Here is a 19927-nt window from a genome sequence, read left to right as displayed (position 1 = left end):
TAAAGGAAATGCTATGAAAATCAGCTTCTTATGTAGTAATCCTAGACACCCTGTCAACGACTATCTATATGCATGGATAAAAAAGAACAATAGCAAACATGAGATAGAGCTAGTACGTCAGAAAAAGGATCTGTCTGGAGGTGACATATTATTTCTCATTTCCTGTACAGAGATTATAAGTAGCCAAGAGCGCAAGGCTTATATTAGCTGCTTGGTACTGCATGCCAGTGACTTACCTAAAGGTAGGGGCTGGAGCCCACATATATGGAGCATTATAGAAGGTAAAGAGGAGATAACTCTGACACTGCTAGAAGCTAATGATGAGTTAGATAGCGGAAGAATATGGAAACAATTAAATTTTCAAGTGCCCAAACATGCCCTATGGAATGAAATTAATGCTCAGTTATTTGAAAAAGAGATTGAGTTGATAGATTTTGCGGTTAGTAACTTTAAGAGTGTCTCACCTAAGCCACAAGATCCAAATATAAAACCGACGTATTATCCAAGGCGGACACCAGATGATAGTGCAATTGATCCCTCTAAAAGTATTGAGAGTCAGTTTGATAAAATTCGAGTCTGTGATCCTGATCGATTTCCTGCGCATATAGAGATGTATGGAGAGAGATATAAGATTATTTTGGAGAAGGTAGATGACAAATAATATTCATATTGATGGTCGCATCATAGGTCGTAATCAAGCTCCTTATATCATTGCTGAGATGTCGGCAAACCATAATGGTCAACTTGATGTGGCTCTGCGTATTATAGAAGAGGCCAAACGCGCCGGTGCTGACGCCATTAAAATGCAAACGTACAGGCCTGATACGATTACTTTAAAGTCAGACTTGCCGGATTTTCAAATTTCAGAGGGTTTATGGGCTGGACGTACTTTATATGATTTGTACGAGTGGGCTCATACCCCTTGGGACTGGCATAAGCCACTGTTCGATTATGCTCGTCAACTAGGTATTACTATATTTAGCTCCCCTTTTGACAGCACCGCTGTAGATCTACTCGAGGATCTAGGAGCACCTGCATACAAAATAGCTTCTTTTGAAGCAGTTGACTTAGCATTGATTGAATACGTTGCTAGCACTGGCAAGCCGATGATTATATCTACAGGTATGGCCAGTGCTGAGGAGATAGAAGAAGCGATAGATGCTGCACGTGTAGGCGGTTGTAATGAGCTTGCTATTTTGCACTGTGTCAGTGGTTATCCTGCGCCAGCTGCAGATTATAACCTGCGTACTATTGTAGATATGATAGAGCGGTTTGGTTTGGTCACAGGCTTATCTGATCACACTCTTGATAATACCACAGCAATCACAAGTGTCGCCCTTGGAGCCTCTATCATCGAGAAGCACTTCACCCTTGATCGTAATGGTGGTGGACCAGATGACAGTTTTTCATTAGAGCCTGCAGATTTGGCCGCCTTATGCCGTGATACCAAAACAGCTTGGCAGGCGCTAGGGCAGGTAGATTACAGCCGAAAAGCCAGCGAAAAAACCAACACTAAGTTTCGGCGCTCATTGTATTTTGTAAAAGATATGGCAGAAGGCGATACCATCACTGAAGATTCTGTACGCAGTGTGCGTCCTGGATTTGGATTGGCGCCAAAGTATCTAGCTAACATTATAGGTAAAAAGGTAATGCGAAACGTTAATGCCAACACGGCTATTACTGGCGATAATGTAGAAGGGTTTTTTGAAGACCATAAAAATAATGAGTGTTTCTTTATATAGCTTATGAGCATATGTATTCATATTTTCTTTAATTTTAAATAATTTTCATGGCCTTGGAAAAGTAACTAATAACTAATATTTTAATAGATTGCAATACGGTATTTATATTTAAGACGGTCGAACGATTGAATGTGTTGGAGTGTATAAGATGGATGTGTTTATCGTAAGAACGAGACTACAGTCTTTAATTGTTGAAAAAATAATAAATGTAGAGAATATAAGTAAATATATCTTAGTATTTTGTTATCTTGATAATAAGTATGAAGATGACTCTGAATATTATACTACTTATAAAAGAATCAGGAAGAATGCCTTTTTTACTATAAATGTATTTTGCAGTAGTAAAATTTCGGTCAACTTTACAAAGTTTGCTTTAGCACAGTTAATGGCATTTATAACTAAAGGTAAAGTATTTTTAGCGGTAGTTGATAGCTATCCTTTCGCGCTTTCAAATAGATTTTTTCCTAGTTTAGAGGTTAATACATTCGATGATGGCTCATATAATGTAATTAAGTCTTCAAAGTATTTTGATGAGACAGCTCTCGCTAGAAAAGGAATTAAAGGATTTATTTCTAAAATGGTTTTCCCTAATGGAGGAGCTAAATATCTAAGAGATAGAACCAAGCGTCATTATACCGTTTTCCCTGATTTAGAAAACATTGTAGAAAAAAATAGAGTAGTCAATCTTGATTGGGATTGGAGTGAGCTTTTAGACAGTAGAGACTTAGAAAATTTGGCGACAAATACTGATACTATTTTATTAGGAACCGCCTTTCAGGATTTTAGTATTAAACAGCAAGTAAAGCTTAAAGAAAATATAATGAAAATCATTGAGGATGTAGGGTTGTATATAATGCATCCGCGTGAAGAGCATTGGTTAGAACATTCGAAAGCAGTTAAATTACATAGCCCTGCAGAAGCAGTACTAAAGTATATACAAAGCGCTAATAATAACGAATTAACAGTATACCATATTGACACAACAGTCTCTTATTCCTTAAAAAGTAATAAGCATATTAGGTTTATTGACTTGCTTTCTGAATTTTGATTAATGGTATTAAATAGGGGGTTTTTTATAGGCTGTTTCAATATGTGAAATTATACGAGTTATAGAAAGTATTTCCATGAGTATGAAGAAAAATACGTAACAAGAATTTTAGAAAGAATCTGCTTAAAAGAGGCTAGATAATAATGAAAAAAATTGCGTTTTTTTTACCAGACCTTCGGTGTGGCGGTGCAGAAAAGGTAGCCCTTTTACTAGCTAACGAGTTTATTAAACAAGGTTTTAAAGTTGATATGGTCTTGAGTAAAGCTCAGGGAGAATTCTTATCAGAGCTAAACAGCCAAATTCGAATCGTAGACTTAAAAGCAGATCGCATACGTTATGTGTTTAAGCCTTTATTAAAATATTTTAAAAGTGAAAAGCCGGATGTGGTATTAGCATCCATGTGGCCTTTGACATTATTAGCAGTTGTCGCATTTAAATCGGCGAAACTATCTGGCTCGGTTGTAGTCTCAGATCATACAACCTTTTCTCAAGCTCCTTTGATGCAAAAAAGATCAATGCGCAGGTTTTTTAAATATAGTTTAAGCTTAGTCTATCCTTTTGCTAATGCGATAGTTGCAGTATCTGATGGTGTCGCTGACGATTTGTGTGGCCTAGGTGGGCTAAAACGCAAAAGTATTACCGTTATATCTAATCCTGTAGAAATTAATACAGATCTTTGTACAGAAGAGGAAGGCTATAGGAATTGGAAAAGTCATAGTGGTAAAAAAATAATCGCTGTTGGTGCTTTGAAAAAGGAAAAAGATTACCCATCGCTGCTAGAAGCATTTTCCCTTCTTCTTACAAAAGAAGATGCTTATCTAACTATACTAGGAAAGGGCGATTTATTAACTGAATTAAAAGCTTTAGCCGTAAAGTTAGAGATAGCTGAACGAGTTAACTTTGCAGGCTTTAGTAGAAAACCTTCTGCATGGTTGGCCGCCTCTGACTTATTAGTTCTTTCATCTAACTGCGAAGGCTTTGGTAACGTATTGATTGAAGCAATGAGTGTTGGTACCCCAGTTGTTTCTACCGACTGTAAGTCAGGACCAAAAGAGATTCTCGAAAATGGAAAATATGGAATATTAGTGCCAGTTGGTGATGTTAGCGCTTTAGCTAAAGCTATGTGTAAATCTATTAATGGTAAACATGATAAAAATATTTTAAAGAGTCGTGCGGCTGATTTTTCAGTGGATAAAATTGCGAAACAATATATCGAGGCTTTTAAATAATGTGTGGATTATTAGGAGTTGTTGACTATAAAAAGAGTATAAATACGAGCTTATTTAGGGAGATGTTAAATAGCTTGAAACACCGTGGCCCAGATGATGAGGGTTTAGAGGTTTTTTCTTTAGATTCGTGTTCTATATTTCTAGGTCACAGAAGGCTTTCAATAATAGACATCAGTTCTAATGGCCATCAGCCTATGTTCTACGAACACCTGGCTCTTGTATATAACGGAGAGGTTTACAATTTCAAGGAGATACGACAGGAACTAATACTAAATGGTTACTCATTCGACTCCAACACTGACACAGAAGTGATTTTAAAATCCTATCATTTATGGGGAATACATTGCGTTGATAAGTTTAGAGGTATGTTTGCATTTGCAATTTACAACTCTGAACAACAAGAGATTATAATTTTCCGCGACCGTGTAGGTGTAAAACCTTTATATTATTCTTTAACAGATAATGCATTTATGTTTTCAAGTGAATTAAAACCTCTTATGAATTATCCTGATTTCAATAAAGATATAGATTTAGAAGCTGTATCTTCTTATCTTCAGTTTGGTTATATTCACGCTCCAAAAACCATACTTAAAAATACTCAAAAGCTTCTTCCTGGACATTATTTGAAATACGATATTGAATCAAAAAGTCTGATAAAAAAGTGCTACTGGAATATTAATGATTTTTATGAGAATCAGGTTGCGACAGATAATGTTGTAGATGAGCTAGAATCTATTGTAAAAGAGGCCTTTAACTTACGAATGATAGCAGATGTTCCGGTAGGTGTTTTTCTTAGTGGTGGAATAGACAGCTCTTTAGTAGCAGCTATTGTTCAAAAAGATAGCAAGATACCTATAAATACTTTTACTATTGGGTTTGAAGATAAAAGCTTCGATGAATCTAACTATGCTAAAGATATTGCAGAATATTTAGGTACGAATCATACCGAACTTATTTGTAAAAAAGAAGATGCCTTAGCTATTATAAAAAAATTGCCAAGTATATTTGATGAGCCGTTTGCAGACAGCTCGGCTATACCCACTACCTTAGTATCTGAGCTTGCAAAGCAAAAAGTATCTGTAGTGCTGTCTGGTGATGGCGGTGATGAGTTGTTCTGCGGATATACAAGCTATGCGCTTATGGAAGAAAGATTTCGGACTTTATCTAAAATTCCATTCAAAAAAATGACAAACAAACTTTTAAACTTAATTCCTATTCCTATATTTATGCTGAATAGAGCCAATGAAAAATTATATAGAAAAATTATCAAGCTTAAAAATATGCTAGATCACGAAGATATAGTTAATAGCTTCAAGGTTTCAAATTCTATTTTCACAAAAGATGAGATTAAAAGATTAATAAAAGAAGAGTATTATTTTTCTGAAGAGACTGCTGCTGTCACATCGAACTTAGAAAAAATGATGATTTTAGATTTTAAAGGTTATCTACCCGATGATTTAATGGTTAAGGTAGATAGGTCAACAATGAGTACCTCTTTGGAGGGCCGAGAGCCTTTTCTTGATCATAAAATAATCGAGTTCGCTGCTAGCATACCCATTTTGCACAAGAAGAATAAAAAGATACTAAAAGAGGTTTTAGCACGATATATGCCAGAATGTCTATTTATTAGAGAAAAACAAGGTTTTGGTATACCAATAAATTCTTGGCTCCGTCAGGATCTTAAATATCTTTTAGATCAATACTTAAGTGAAGAGTTGATCAACGAGTATAACGTTTTTAATTATGACTATGTATCAAGGTTGTTAGAGTTGTTTTATGCAGAAAAAAATGATGATAATAAGATTTGGGTCTTATTAATGTTTCAAATGTGGTTTTCAGAAAACATAAATTCTAATAAATGCAATAGATAGATTTCGTGTTAACTAATAGTTGTTAAGATATCGATATGGATATTTTTTTTATATAATTATTAGATGACCTCAATCTATTTTTTTAAGAACCATTTTTAAAGCTATATACAATAATCATAGATTTCTTTATAAATAATAAAAGGTGATGGGTTGATGAGAAATGAATTATTCAAAAAGATTGTGTTTTCTATATTGGCAAAACAGACTAGATTGGAATCTAGAAAAAAAATGTTGGTTAGAAATAACATAGTAACAGTTCTTAACTTGCATAGAGTGTCACCTGATACGGGTAGTGCTTATAAAGCGATATGCCCATCATTTTTTGATAAAATAATTATTTATCTAAAGAAAGAATTCCATATTTGTTTATTTAGTGATTTTGAAAAAATAAAAGCAAAGAAGCCTAAATTAATACTATCGTTTGACGATGGTTATAAGGATTTTATAGATTACGCAGTGCCTATATTAGAAAAACATAATGTTAGAGTAAATCAAAATATAATTCCTTACTGTATAGAAACAGGTTTACCCCCTGTAAATGTTCTGCTACAGGACTTTATTGGAAAGGCGCCTATTGAACTTCTAAAAAAAATACCTTTAGAAATAGATACTACTACTATTGACCGATATAAATTAGGTGCAAAAGCATCTTTTCTTATTAAGTATCTTCCTGAAATTGAATTTATATCTTGTAGAGCTAAATTATTAGAATTTCTATTAAAATATCCAGAGTTTCTTTGTGCTTCAGTAATGACTAAAAAAGATGTCATGCAATTATCTTCGATACATGAAATTGGTGCGCACTCCTTTGAGCATTTATCAATGGAAAATCAGAGTGAAGAGTATTTTTTAACCGACTTAAAAAAATGTAAGAATTATTTTTTAGAAAACCTACTTTTTGATTGTAATATTTATTGTTTTCCAAATGGCAGTGCTTTGGCTGAGCAGATAATTCTTGCTAAACACTACGGTTTTCAAAATGTTTTATTGGTAGGTAATAAGTATAGTGATGCTACTAGTGGCATTTTTAATAGATTTACATTCGATGTAAGTAGTATGAATGAGGTGAAATATAAGTCATTTGGTAGAAGGGTTTTGTTAGCTAATGGCAGCAGCGCTTTACTTTCTTAAAAACGAGTCAACTATATGTAAAGAGGTCTTGTGAAAATTTTATTAGTTATTGGTGGTCTTAACAATGGCGCTGGAACTGAGCGAGTATGTTCTATGGTTGCTAACAGTCTATCTGAAACGGGCTATGAAATAGTATTAGCCAGCATTGGACCATGTGATAAACCTTTCTTTCCTATAAATAAAGATATCAAAATAATCCCACTAATAGATTTCTCGGGCTCTAATCTAGGTCGTCAGCCTGTTAGTGCTTATGATATAAAAAACTTTTATAACACTATTTTTAGAATAAGAAATAAATTAAGTGACAAGCCTAAAATAATTTATAAGCTAAGAAAAGTTTTAAGAAATGAACGAACTAATGTAGTAATAGCAGTAGATATAGGCTGTGTCGAATTTACTTTACCTGCAGTTTTGGGCTTACCCGTTAAGCATATATGTTGGGAGCATTTCAATTTTAATGTTAATCAAGGAAAAAAGAGATCCAAACTTAGGAGGCGGGCTGCACAATATTGTGATGCAGTCGTTACTTTGACTGAAAGAGATAAAGATAACTGGTTAAAAAGTACTATTCATCAATCGCAAATAACGTCGATAGACAATCCTTGCCCGTTTTCTGTTCAAGAATACATTAAAAAAGAAGATACAAAAATTGTATTAGCTGTTGGTCGTCTAACACCTCAAAAGGGATTTGATATGTTGCTTGAGGCTTGGGTTCAGGTAAATAAAATCATGCCTGATTGGACATTAAAAATAGTTGGTGAGGGTGAGGATAGGGACACACTAACTGAGTTTATCGAAAAAAACTACTTAACTGATAGTGTTAAATTGGTTGGCGCTACTAATAATGTGAGTAAGTATTATCAGCAGGCTGAGATATTTTGTTTGAGTTCTCGTTTTGAGGGTTTTGGGGTTGTTTTAATTGAAGCATTGGCTTTTGGTCTTCCTATTGTTAGCTTTGACTGTGATACTGGTCCATCAGAAATTCTGAAAGACTCAGGTTCTATTTTAGTTCCTAAAAACGATGTTAACAACCTCGCTTTATCATTGACTGAATTAATGAGAGATGGTGAGCAACGAAAAAAAATTAGCCTAAAAAGTAAAGAGAGAGCCAATAGGTATCAGCTTGAAAAGATAATGCCTAAGTGGAAAAATTTATTTGAAGGTTTTGGATAAGTACGTCTGCTAATTAAGAGTTCTTTAAATCATGCATGGCATTCTTTAAAGAACTCTAGCCAAAAACCATAATGCTTCGTCTCTATAGTTTAATTCCTATAAAATAGATACAATATATAGACCAAAGCCATTAACTGAATAAAACATGCCTTACTCAATAGACTTTTACAAACAAGCATTATCTAGCATTGATAACAGCATGAATTAAATTGAAGTTAAGATTAGGTAGCTTTCAGGACTTTCTAGTGTTGAGTTTGATGTTACTTATAATTCGATCGATATTTAAGTAAAAGATAGTGAGTCAGAAAATATTATAATAAATTAAATTTTTTGTTTTATCCTCTGATTATGAGGGCTTTGGTAATGTAATTATTAGAGTCAAGCAATGTGAATTGTCAATAGTATCTACAGATTGTAAATCTGACATGAGAGTTGAGCAACTGATTTTTCGGTATAAAAAATCATAAACCAATTTAAATATAATATATCCTGAGAGACTAAAAAAGAATGAATAGAAAAAAAGTACTATATCTATCTTATACTGGATTATTAGAACCTCTAGGTCGTTCTCAAATACTGGCTTATCTGTCGCGTCTGTCTGATGAATACCAATTTACTATTGTAAGTTTTGAGAAGGTTGTGGATTTATCTAAGACGGATGATGTGAAGGCTTTAAAAGAAGAGTGTGAACGCTATGGCATTGACTGGCATCCTAAATCCTACCATCATAAGCCTCGATTAATAGCCACGCTATGGGATCTATCATCGTTACTTTATCACACTTGGGTACTTTCACATTCTGGTAGGGCGCAACATGTACATTGTCGTAGTTATATACCTGCGATAGCAGCGTGGCTTGTAGGCAAGCAAACTAAAGTACCTTTTATTTTCGATATGCGTGCTTTATGGCCAGAGGAGATGATTGATGCGGGTAGGCTAGTTCGACATGGCGTTGTTCATCGAGTCTTGGCTTGGCTGGAGGCTAGGCTACTCAAGGATGCCGCTCATATAGTTAGCCTTACCGAAGCGGCGGTTGAGTATTTACAAGCCCAACAGCCGCAGTTAAATAGCCAGAAATTTTCTGTCATTACCACTTGTGTTGATTTAGAGAACTTTAATTTGAACAGCACAGAAATTGAGGATAAAAAACTTGGTACCATGGGTACAGTAATCAGTGGCTGGTATCACCTAGATTGGTTGTTTTTATCATTAAAGTCTCAGTTGCAAAAAAATAAAAATGCGACTTTCAAGATTGTTACACGTGACTCAGAGCAGTCGCTACGTGAAATGGCTAAAAAGTATGGGATAGAGCATTCTAAATTAGAGATTATGAATTCAAGCCCCAGTGATATTGCAAAAACTATTGCTGATATGAAAGCAGGACTACTGTATTTTACTGCAGGTATAAGTAAGTTAGGATCGGCCCCGACTCGGATGGGAGAATTTTTGGCTTGTGGTATTCCCGTTATTGGCAATCGAGGTGTTGGCGATATGGCTAGCCTTATCGAAAAGTATCAAGTAGGCATAGTCATAGAGGATGGTAGTCAGGAATCTATTAATGAAACATTAGAAAAATTGGATACCCTTTATCAAGATAAAGACCTGAGTAGGCGCTGTAGGGATGCTGCCGAAGAGTATTTCTCTGCTGATAAAGGGGCTGAGAAATATCGTAAAATATATAGAGAGTTAATTTAATGAAAGTAAAGACTTAAGCAAAATTCTTGTTTTCTATCATACTCGCGAATGAGGTTGTATAAATGAAGGTATTGCTATTGACAAAATATCCACGCATTGGTGCAAGCTCTCGCTTAAGAACACTACAGTTTCTACCTTTGCTTAAGGAAAGTGGTTTTGAGTTTACTGTACAAAGTTTATTCGATGAAGCCTATCTTAAAAATCTTTACAACAATGGAAGTCGTTCTAAAGCAGCAATTACTAAGTATTATTTGAAACGTTTGATAACATTGATAACAGCATACCGCTATGATCTAATTTGGATTGAATATGAAATATTTCCTTATTTACCAGCATCTGCTGAACGGTTCCTATCTTTTTTAAAGAAAGATTATATAGTCGATTATGATGATGCAGTTTTTCATCGATATAATCTCTCAAGCAACCCATTTATACGTATGTTCTTATCAAAAAAGATTGACACTGTTATGCAGAAATCTAGCTGTGTAGTTGTTGGAAACGCGTATCTAATTGAATATGCAAAAAATTCTGGTGCTAAATATATAGAATGGGTTCCCACAGTAGTAGACGGATCTCGATACAAAGTAGAGGCGAATGAAGAAGTTAATGAAAAGGTAATTGGTTGGATAGGGTCTCCGTCTACTGAAAAATACATTCTTGATATCAAAGAATCATTGACTATGATTAGCAGGAAATATCATACTCGTTTACTTTTAGTGGGAGCTACTAAAGGTATTGTTGATAAACTTCCAGGGATGAAAGTGGATGTTGTTCCATGGGATGAGTTAACTGAAGCCAGTTTTATTAGAAAAATGGATATAGGTATTATGCCCTTAGTTGATGGACCTTGGGAAAAAGGGAAATGTGGTTATAAGCTTATTCAGTATATGGCTTGTGGCATACCTGTCGTTGCTAGTCCTGTAGGCGTAAATCCTAGTATAGTAAATAACAGTAAAAGTGGCTACCTAGCTGAAAATAATGAACAATGGTACATATGTTTAGATAAATTATTACGCTCTTCTATTCGGTGTGAGACATTTGGTGTTTCTGGTAGAGCTGCTATTGATAGTATTTATTCACTACAAGTTCAGGCCCCTGTTTTAGCACGTATATTCAACTCCATCGTAAAGAAAGGTGCATTTTAATTATGTGTGGTTTGAATGGTTTTTTTAATGTACATACTAGTAGTTACTCTGCTACTACTGCAATACTAAAGATGAATGATGCTCTTTATCATAGAGGTCCGGATGCTGGCGATAGTTGGTTGGATGAAACTATTGGCTTAGCGCTTGGTCATCGGCGTTTAGCCATTCTAGAGCTGTCGCCTGCAGGCGCACAGCCGATGCATTCTGTGTGTGGACGATATGTGGTTGTATTTAATGGTGAGATATATAACCATCTGCAACTACGTCAACAGCTTAATCAAGAAGGCTTCTTACTCGAATGGAGAGGTCATTCAGATACCGAGACTATGCTCGCTTGTTTCGTAGCTTGGGGTATAGAGAAAACACTACAAGCTATGGTAGGTATGTTTGCCATTGCTCTATGGGATAAGCAAACAAAACTCCTGACTCTAGCTAAGGATAGGATGGGTGAAAAACCTTTATATTGGGGTTGGCAGGGCGATAGTTTGTTCTTTAGTTCTGAATTAAAAGCTTTGAAAGCGCACCCGACATTTAAAGCAGACATTGATCGTGATGCAATCACTTTACTGTTGCGTCACAACTGCATCCCTGCTCCTTATAGTATTTATCAAGGCATTAAAAAGTTGCGACCTGGTTATTGGTTACAATTACCTTTAGCAGAATTGGAAACAGCTAAAATAGCGGTACCCAAGGCCTACTGGCGTTTTAATACGGTAGTTGAATCAGGGCTAAAAAACCCTTTTACGGGCAGTCCAGAGCAAGCAGTTGATATTTTAGAATCAGCACTTGTAGAGAGTATTGGCAGTCAAATGCAATCAGACGTTCCACTTGGTGCTTTTTTAAGCGGTGGTATAGATAGCAGTACAGTAGTTGCACTAATGCAGGCGCAAAGCGAGCGGCCAATTAAGACGTTTACTATTGGTTTTGAGGATGAGGCATATAACGAAGCAACACATGCAAAAGCTGTGGCTAAGCACATTGGTACCGAACATACTGAGCTTTATATAACCCCTAAAGATGCTTTATCAGTGATACCGAAGTTATCATCTATATACTGTGAGCCATTTTCAGATAGCTCACAAATCCCGACCTTTTTAGTCAGTCAGTTAGCAAGTGAGCATGTGACGGTCGCCTTAAGTGGTGACGGGGGTGATGAGCTATTTGGAGGCTACAATCGCTACCTCATGGCTCAGCAAGTTTGGAATAAAAATCGTAAACTGCCTAGACCGATAAGAAGATTGGCGTCGACGACACTGACTGCTTTCGCACCCAAGAGCTGGGATGCTATGTTCACAACGCTTAATCCTATTCTCCCTAAAAAATTACGGTTGAGTGCCCCTGGTGATAAGGCTCACAAGCTAGCAGGTGTGCTAAATATTGATAGTGAACAGGATTTTTACCAGTCATTGACCAGTCATTGGCAGCAGCCTGAGACGTTAGTCATAGGTGCAAAAGAACCTAGTACGTTGATAAGTGACATAAATTGTTGGCCGCAGACAGATAGCTTTCAACATGCGATGATGGCTATGGACGCACAGACTTATATGACTGATGATATTTTGGTAAAGGTTGATCGCGCTGCTATGGCTAATAGCTTAGAGACGCGAGTGCCGATGCTCGATCATCGTATTGTTGAATTAGCCTGGAAAATGCCATTAGAGTACAAAATACGTCATGGGGAAGGTAAGTGGTTGCTGAAGCAGGTACTATTTCGTCATGTCCCTCGCCAATTGATTGAACGACCTAAAATGGGGTTTAGCCTACCTTTACACGATTGGTTACGAGGCTCATTACGGGATTGGGCTGAAGCATTATTAGATGAAAAGCTATTACTGCAGCAAGGTTATTTCTATCCCGCACCCATACGTATGATGTGGACAGAACACCTGAGTGGTAAATATAATCATCAAGATCAACTCTGGAATATATTAATGTTCCAAGCTTGGCTTGAGACCCAGTGATTTATATGGAATGATTTATATGAGCAGCAAAATTATGATTATATTTATTTTTTTGAATATATACAATTATTAGACTACAATCAGCAAGACACCTTTTAAAACGTAGTCCTACCAAGCCAGTAGGTTAAATTAGAATAATGCCCCAATATGCTAATCACAACAGTCCCTCGATAGTAGCCGAAACAGACATGTAATTTTAATCTTTTATTAAAAATATAGAGACAAACTAATGTCAGACCTAAGTTGGATTTATACGTATGGATTTTTAGGTATCAGACTTTTTGAGTTACCTAGTCTGCTGATATGTCTGTTGCTAATTGTTACTGTCGGATACAAGTTCAGAGTTCCATCTAATTATCAAATAGTATTGGGGTTGCATTGTCTAATTCCATTTTTCTTAAATGATTTTTTGTTCAGTACGTCTTATATGCCAGACCAGTTTAGATACTGGGAGGGCGTGAATGCGATAAGATCTGGAGAACTGGGTTTGATTGAAGCATTTACAGGTGGTGATAATGTCTTTCAAGCCAGTGCTATGCTTGCACTGTTACCATTTCCAGCCCCAGTCTCTCCTATTAGTTTAGGATTTTATAATACTTTTCTCTATATCGTTTTATTCTTCGTTTTGTATGTCAAAAATATTTTTACAAAAGTATCAATATGGTTTTATCTGTTGTTTCCCAGCATGGCTCTATACACAGCGCTAAGCTTGCGAGAAACTCTCATTCTATTTTTTATGGTGTTAACTGTTGTCTATGCCCGTGAGTCTAAGATACTTAAAAGTATTTTATTTATTATTCCTTTATACCTAATTAAATTCCAGAACTTTTTTATTTTAGGTCCTATTGTTCTAATGTATTTTATTTTTAATGTGGCCAAAAAGGGTATGGGGTTAGCAAAAGCCGTGACAATTAGCCTGATAAGCCTAGCTGGATTGCTTCTTTCTGCTCCGATAGCGATCCCTCAAATTAATCATTTTAGGGCGGCTATGTTTGTAGAAGATGGAGGTAAAGCTGAAGAAATCATGCTTATTTCTGGAGTAGGCGAGTTTGTCGTTGAAGGTTTGACGTCGGGTATTTACTTTTTGTCTAAACCATTTATATGGGAAGCGAGCGGCGTTTTACCTTTAATTCAGTCATTTGAAAATTTATTTATACTTGCTATTTTGTTTCTGATAACACGTAAAGCTTGGATGAAAAGTCCTGATAAGCTCGCTTTTTGGTTGTTATTTATAGCTTTATCCATGTCTGTATATGGCTTAGTTGTATTCAACTATGGGACAGCTGTTCGTTATAGATATCCATTCGTTATGATATATGTACTGTTCGTATGTGCTGACTGCGAAATTCGCACGTTATTTCCCAATGAGAAACTTCCTAATAAAGAACTTCCAAATAAGAACCCACTTCCTAAAATCAATCAGTAAAAATTCTTAACCACCTCTCTCAAAGGTATAAATATAAATTATTTATGTCTTTCTATTGTAATTAGTATAAAAACTACCTATAGTATATTTATATATGTGAATATATAAATATACTTTGAGTCGAATTTTAGTTTGCAGTATTAATAATGCTATTCATGGCTATTCTCTTTATACGATTTAAATAATTAAGCTGAGAAATTATGCCTAAGAGAAAAAGGTTTCTAATATTTTCTAACTATTTGCCTCATGTATTGAATTTTAGAGGCAAGCTTTTGGAGTGCATTGCTCAATTAGGATATGAGATACATGTCGTTTCTCCTGATTTAGAGAAATATGCTGCAGACCATAATGAGCTTATAGGTCGTGGATATCATGTTCATCAGATTGCTATGCAAAGAACTGGAACTAACCCAGTTAAAGATATAAAGACCTTTTTTCATAGTTATCAGATATTAAATAAAATCAAACCAGAATATGTACTCTCTTACACTGTAAAGCCTGTGGTGTATGGAACATTAGCAGCATGGTTGGCCAAAGTACCCTATCGTTTTGTGTTGATATCAGGATTAGGTTATACCTTTCAGCAAGTAGAAGAGACCAACAAACGTAGCATTTTTCAAAAATTTGTACATGCGCTTTACCAACAAGCATTAGCAAAGTCTTCTAAGGTGTTTTTTCAAAATAACGATGACTTAAATTTATTAAGAAAACTAAATATAGTTCAACCAATCATTCCCACAGTAGTGGTGAACGGCTCAGGGGTGGATTTAAATGATTTCAATGTATCTCCATTACCTAGGAATGAGTCAGGGGGCGTCAAGCCATCCTTTTTGTTAATTGCTAGACTGCTCAAAGATAAAGGAATAGTGGAATATGTTGAAGCATCTAAACAGATAAAGAGAGAATATTCTGATGCTGAATTTCATCTAGTAGGCTCGATAGATGAAAACCCAGCAGCCATTGAGCAAGCACAGTTAGATCAATGGATAGCAGATGGCGACATCATCTATTGGGGTCAGCTTAGAGACGTTCGACCTGCCATAGCGGCCAGCTCAGTCTATGTATTGCCGTCTTATCGCGAGGGCACATCACGCTCTGTGTTAGAGGCTATGTCAATGGGACGAGCTATTATTACGACGGATGCTCCAGGGTGTAGGGAGCCGGTGACCAATGGTATAAATGGTTATTTAGTTCCCGTCCAAGCCATTGATGAGTTAATAGATGCCATGCGTCAGTTTATAGAGCATCCCAATCTTTATGAGCAAATGGGGTCGGCCTCTAGAGGTATTGCGGTCGATAAGTATGACGTTAAAAAGGTAAACGCTCATATGATAGTGGAGATGGGTTTAGGTTAGATTTTTATATCGAAATATATCTCTTAGTCATCGTTTTAGGAAATACATAGTCTAATTATTTTTATCTTGGAAGTTACTTTACCTTATATATTCGTTTGTAAGGATTTATATATTTAATATTTACTATATATAAGAAAAGCATTATGGGTTTGGGTATATCGTGAACTGCTCTACATAGGAGGTTTAAAATGCTTAAGAGAGTATTCGACGTGAGTATTGCTCTAATGGCCTTAATCTTAATGTTGCCTATTTTTATATTGGTGGCATACAAAGTTAGGAAGAATTTTGGAGCACCTGTATTATTTCGTCAAGCTCGGTCTGGCCTTGATGGTAAAACATTTGAGATTATTAAATTTCGGACAATGAGCGATGATAAAGATTCAGAAGGCAATCTCTTGCCGGATGAGTATCGTCTTACAGATTTTGGTAAGCAACTTCGAGCGAGTAGCTTCGATGAATTACCCCAACTATGGAATGTGCTCAAAGGTGAGATGAGTATAGTAGGCCCGCGTCCTCAGCTTATAGAGTATTTACCATTATATAGTGAAGAGCAGTTTAAGAGGCACTTAGTGAAACCAGGAATCACTGGTTATGCTCAAATCAATGGTCGTAATAACATCAGTTGGGAAAAACGCTTTGAGCTTGATATTTGGTACGTTAATAATCAATCGATGTGGTTAGATATTCAAATATTATTCAAAACAGTGGGGCTGGTTATTAAAAAGCAAGGTATTTGTGCAGAGGGAGAAGCTACAATGAGTCGATTTACTGGTAATAAGCAACGAAGGTATAAAGTTATAAACGCTAATGTTAGAAGAAGCCTGCTAAGGTATCGACGTCTTAATAGGCATTTTTCAGAGCGTGATATCGATATTTAGTTTGGTATTAAAAAGTAAGATGTATCAGTACGATGCTTTATTAGAAGAGTATTCAGTTATATAAATTACCTACCGCTTATAGAAGCGGTGGTTGCTTAGTCAGTTTATAAAAGTTATTGAATACCTAAAGTCGGTCTATTAGGATTTAATAGCTCGACTTTTTTATGGCCATGTTATTAATTTTTAATTATTACCTTTGAATAGGATGCTAGGATTTTTTAGCCCAGACAGGTACAATATCAGTCTCAATTAACGGTCAAAAAGAATTGACCGAGCATAAGACAGGCATGCAAAGATACTGCAGGCGCTGTCTTTACTTTTTTTATCGCACCCTCTATTGGAGTTACTATGTCAATTGCGTCTATTACGTCAACTGCCCAAGGATCTGCTACCGTTTTGGACGGTAAAGCACTTGCTAAACAAATAGAACAGCAACTGAGTACGCGTGTAGACGCTATTAAAGCTAAGACAGGACGTACCCCAAGCCTAGCGACGATATTGGTCGGTGACGATCCTGCGTCTGCGACTTATGTGCGTATGAAGGGCAATGCTTGTAAGCGTGTCGGTATGGATTCTATTCGCGTTGAAATGCCAAGTGCGACAACGACTGCAGAGCTGATGGCAAAAATAGACGAGCTTAATAGCAATCCAGACGTTCATGGTATTTTACTGCAGCATCCAGTACCGGCTCATATCGATGAACGTGCTTGCTTTGAGCAGATTGACTTGGCAAAAGACGTCGATGGTGTGACCTGTCTTGGCTTTGGTCGTATGGCGATGCAGCAGTCCGCTTATGGCTCATGCACCCCGCAAGGTATCATGCATTTACTAGAGCATCATAATATTGAGCTGTCAGGTAAAGAGGCCGTGGTCGTAGGCCGCAGTGCCATTTTAGGTAAACCAATGGCAATGATGCTATTAAATGCCAACTGTACGGTAACGATTTGCCATTCAAGAACGCAAGATTTAGAGTCGCATATTAAGCGTGCTGATATCGTGGTTGGGGCAGTAGGTGTACCAGAGCTGATCAAAGCCGATTGGATTAAAACCGGCGCGGTAGTCATCGATGCAGGTTTCCATCCGACTGATAATGGCGGCGTTGGTGATATCGAACTAAATGGCGTAGAAAATATCGCTAGTGCTTATACACCAGTTCCAGGTGGCGTTGGCCCTATGACGATTAATACGCTTATTCGCCAAACCGTTGATGCGGCCGAAAAATCTGCTGGTTTAGACAACAGTGCAGTTAGCTAATGAAGCCGCTGTCAGAGCAAGAACCAGAACAGCAATCGGAACAGAAAAATAGTAAAGTCCATCAAGCCCAACAAACCAATACCGCTCATGTATCAAAGCCAAATATGGGGATACATGAGCGCATGCAACATATCGGCCGTGAGTTTGTCGATATTTGCCACTATATTATTTTATTTTTGATTAGTGTGGTGGTGGTTTGGACAGCGGGTAAAGAGTTCTTTGTTATTTTTCAAAAAGGCTCAGCAGATTTAAAAGATATTTTACTGCTATTTATTTATCTTGAACTACTGGCGATGATTGGGATTTACTTTAAAACCCATCGTTTGCCCGTGCAGTTTTTGATATTTATCGCGATTACAGCTTTGTCACGACATTTGGTGGTCGATGTACAAGCGGTATCAGATAATTTTCATTTATGGTTATTGGCAACGATTTCCTTTGCCATCATGGTGCTCAGTGCGTCAATTGTGATATTAACGTGGACGGCGAAGATGTTTGGGCGACCAGAAGATTATTTGGATGATCATCAAGTGACCAGTACCGAGCATCATCTACCGAGCGTCGATAGCACCCATTATCGTAAATAAGGTCTTTCGATAAATATTTTTGACAAAGTGATTAATTGTTATTGATGAATTTTTGATAATTAATAGCTGCTAATAAAAAGGGTTGCCAATGGCAGCCCTTTTCCTGTTTTAAATGAAGACATGATCTGACTTATAACCAACCCAACCTTTTAAAGTTAAAGTATAAAAAGCTACATAACGAGATAATAACTGCCATGATAACCAGATAAGAGTACTGCCAATGTAGCTCTGGCATAAAATCAAAGTTCATTCCATAGATACCAGCAATCGCCGTTGGTACCGCTAAAATACCAGCCCAAGCGGCAAGCTTACGTACTACCTCATTCTGTCCCATATTGACCATAGCAAGATAGGTATTCATGACCACGCTGAGCATCTCATTTAAGCCGTTAATGGCATCCAAAGAATGTAGCAAATGGTCATTCACATCTCGGAAGTAGGGTTTAGCAGCGTGAGAAAACGGGGAGATTAAGTCGCTTTTATCGTGATTGATAAAGAAACTACAGATGTCTTGCACCGGTAAAATCACCGCACGCATATGTACCAGCTGGGATTTTAATTCATATAAATTTCTAAGCGTTTCTTTATTAAACTCATAAGTAAAAATGTTACGTTCTTGCTCGCGTAGATAACTGCCCAAACGATCGGTAATCGGCATATAGTTATCGACGATAAAATCGAGAATGGCATGCAGGACAAAGATAGGTCCCATGCGTAGCTTTTCTGGGCGACGATGACAATGCTCGCGTACGGGCATATAAGAGTTAGATGGACCATTGCGAATGGTAATCAGGTAGTTTTTGCCCATAAATATCGCGGTAGTGCCATAGCGAATGATATTGTCTTCGAGCTTGGCGGTACGTAGCACCACAAATATCATGTCATTTTCGTAGTTCTCAACCTTGGCGCGCTGATGTTCGGCAAAGGCATCTTCAATCGCCAGCTCATGTAATTCAAAAGCATCTCTGACTTTGACCATGGTCTCTAAACTTGGGTCATAAAGACCAAGCCAGATAAACTGACCACTATTGCTTAAAGCGCGACTGACATCATTCAGTGCCACTTTATTCACTTTTTCGCCCGTTTTACGCGAATAAGCATAGCAATTGACCACTTCGTCATCGCTGGATAAATCGATATCTTCATAGCGTTCAGAGTCGGGGTCATAGACGGTCATCGTCTCAATCGTATCCTCGACCGTCGCGTCCGCATCGCCATAAATATAGCTGTCATAGCTATCATAATTGTCTAAATAAGAGCGCTCATCGCCCATGTTAGGGTCGATAAGGCTGACATTAGAGTCAGGTGTGATACGAGTTGTCGGTTTGACAATCAGGTCATCATCTTGTTTCATACCTTCTCCTTTAGTCTGTGGTTAATATCAAATAAAATAAATATTAATTAAAATAGATTATGACATGCGACTAAAATG

16 protein-coding genes are annotated in these 19927 nt (G+C 36.8%); 15 read left to right on the top strand and 1 reads right to left on the bottom strand.

Annotation, left to right across the window (positions count from 1 at the left end; translation table 11 throughout):
• The first annotated feature begins 13 nt into the window (after window positions 1-13).
• From B3Q63_RS10345 to B3Q63_RS10275, 15 genes are all read left to right on the top strand, one after another.
• Window positions 14-661 (top strand): formyltransferase family protein, encoded by a 648-nt coding sequence (locus B3Q63_RS10345; RefSeq protein WP_296176334.1) that lies wholly within the window; start codon window positions 14-16, stop codon window positions 659-661.
• Window positions 651-1742 carry a pseudaminic acid synthase gene (pseI, locus tag B3Q63_RS10340; RefSeq protein WP_296176333.1) on the top strand — a complete coding sequence of 364 codons (1092 nt, stop codon included), beginning with the start codon at window positions 651-653 and terminating at the stop codon, window positions 1740-1742. Before B3Q63_RS10345 ends, pseI begins: the two co-directional genes overlap by 11 nt.
• 148 nt (window positions 1743-1890) lie before the next feature.
• Window positions 1891-2790: a glycosyltransferase family 52 gene (locus tag B3Q63_RS10335; protein ID WP_296176331.1), complete on the top strand. Its 900-nt coding sequence runs from the start codon at window positions 1891-1893 to the stop codon at window positions 2788-2790.
• Between the two features lie 143 nt (window positions 2791-2933).
• A complete protein-coding gene (locus B3Q63_RS10330; RefSeq protein ID WP_296176329.1) occupies window positions 2934-4019 on the top strand; it encodes a glycosyltransferase in 1086 nt (361 codons plus the stop codon).
• Window positions 4019-5890 (top strand): asparagine synthase (glutamine-hydrolyzing), encoded by a 1872-nt coding sequence (asnB, locus tag B3Q63_RS10325; RefSeq protein WP_296176327.1) that lies wholly within the window; start codon window positions 4019-4021, stop codon window positions 5888-5890. Before B3Q63_RS10330 ends, asnB (B3Q63_RS10325) begins: the two co-directional genes overlap by 1 nt.
• Before the next feature lie 153 nt (window positions 5891-6043).
• A complete protein-coding gene (locus B3Q63_RS10320) occupies window positions 6044-7021 on the top strand; it encodes a polysaccharide deacetylase family protein (protein WP_296176325.1) in 978 nt (325 codons plus the stop codon).
• Between the two features lie 30 nt (window positions 7022-7051).
• Entirely contained in the window at window positions 7052-8194 is a 1143-nt protein-coding gene (locus tag B3Q63_RS10315; RefSeq protein WP_296176323.1) for a glycosyltransferase family 4 protein, read from the top strand.
• A gap of 507 nt (window positions 8195-8701) precedes the next feature.
• Window positions 8702-9889: a glycosyltransferase gene (locus B3Q63_RS10310; RefSeq protein ID WP_296176321.1), complete on the top strand. Its 1188-nt coding sequence runs from the start codon at window positions 8702-8704 to the stop codon at window positions 9887-9889.
• 62 nt (window positions 9890-9951) lie between these two features.
• Window positions 9952-11034, top strand: a complete 1083-nt coding sequence (locus B3Q63_RS10305) for a glycosyltransferase family 4 protein (RefSeq protein WP_296176319.1) — start codon at window positions 9952-9954, stop codon at window positions 11032-11034.
• A 2-nt stretch (window positions 11035-11036) separates the two neighbouring features.
• Complete coding sequence (gene asnB, locus B3Q63_RS10300; RefSeq protein WP_296176318.1) at window positions 11037-12995, top strand: asparagine synthase (glutamine-hydrolyzing); 1959 nt, start codon at window positions 11037-11039, stop codon at window positions 12993-12995.
• A gap of 229 nt (window positions 12996-13224) precedes the next feature.
• Window positions 13225-14421: a hypothetical protein gene (locus B3Q63_RS10295; RefSeq protein WP_296176316.1), complete on the top strand. Its 1197-nt coding sequence runs from the start codon at window positions 13225-13227 to the stop codon at window positions 14419-14421.
• Between the two features lie 200 nt (window positions 14422-14621).
• The gene (locus tag B3Q63_RS10290) at window positions 14622-15776 is read left to right on the top strand and encodes a glycosyltransferase family 4 protein (protein ID WP_296176313.1); all 1155 of its coding nucleotides are present in this window, start codon (window positions 14622-14624) and stop codon (window positions 15774-15776) included.
• A 188-nt stretch (window positions 15777-15964) separates the two neighbouring features.
• Complete coding sequence (locus B3Q63_RS10285) at window positions 15965-16654, top strand: sugar transferase (protein WP_296176311.1); 690 nt, start codon at window positions 15965-15967, stop codon at window positions 16652-16654.
• A 348-nt stretch (window positions 16655-17002) separates the two neighbouring features.
• Window positions 17003-17908: a bifunctional methylenetetrahydrofolate dehydrogenase/methenyltetrahydrofolate cyclohydrolase FolD gene (folD, locus tag B3Q63_RS10280; RefSeq protein WP_296176309.1), complete on the top strand. Its 906-nt coding sequence runs from the start codon at window positions 17003-17005 to the stop codon at window positions 17906-17908.
• A gap of 104 nt (window positions 17909-18012) precedes the next feature.
• Window positions 18013-18495 carry a phosphate-starvation-inducible protein PsiE gene (locus tag B3Q63_RS10275; RefSeq protein WP_201626087.1) on the top strand — a complete coding sequence of 161 codons (483 nt, stop codon included), beginning with the start codon at window positions 18013-18015 and terminating at the stop codon, window positions 18493-18495.
• 130 nt (window positions 18496-18625) lie between these two features.
• Here B3Q63_RS10275 and corA read toward each other — a convergent pair whose 3' ends face one another.
• Window positions 18626-19849 (bottom strand): magnesium/cobalt transporter CorA, encoded by a 1224-nt coding sequence (gene corA, locus B3Q63_RS10270; protein ID WP_201625275.1) that lies wholly within the window; start codon window positions 19847-19849, stop codon window positions 18626-18628.
• Between the last annotated feature and the right edge of the window lie 78 nt (window positions 19850-19927).

The sequence above is a fragment of the Psychrobacter sp. UBA2769 genome, from assembly GCF_002352555.1.
Lineage (GTDB): Bacteria > Pseudomonadota > Gammaproteobacteria > Pseudomonadales > Moraxellaceae > Psychrobacter > Psychrobacter maritimus.
The sequence above is the reverse complement of the archived record's forward strand: the minus strand, read 5'-3'. Positions and strand labels throughout refer to the sequence as shown.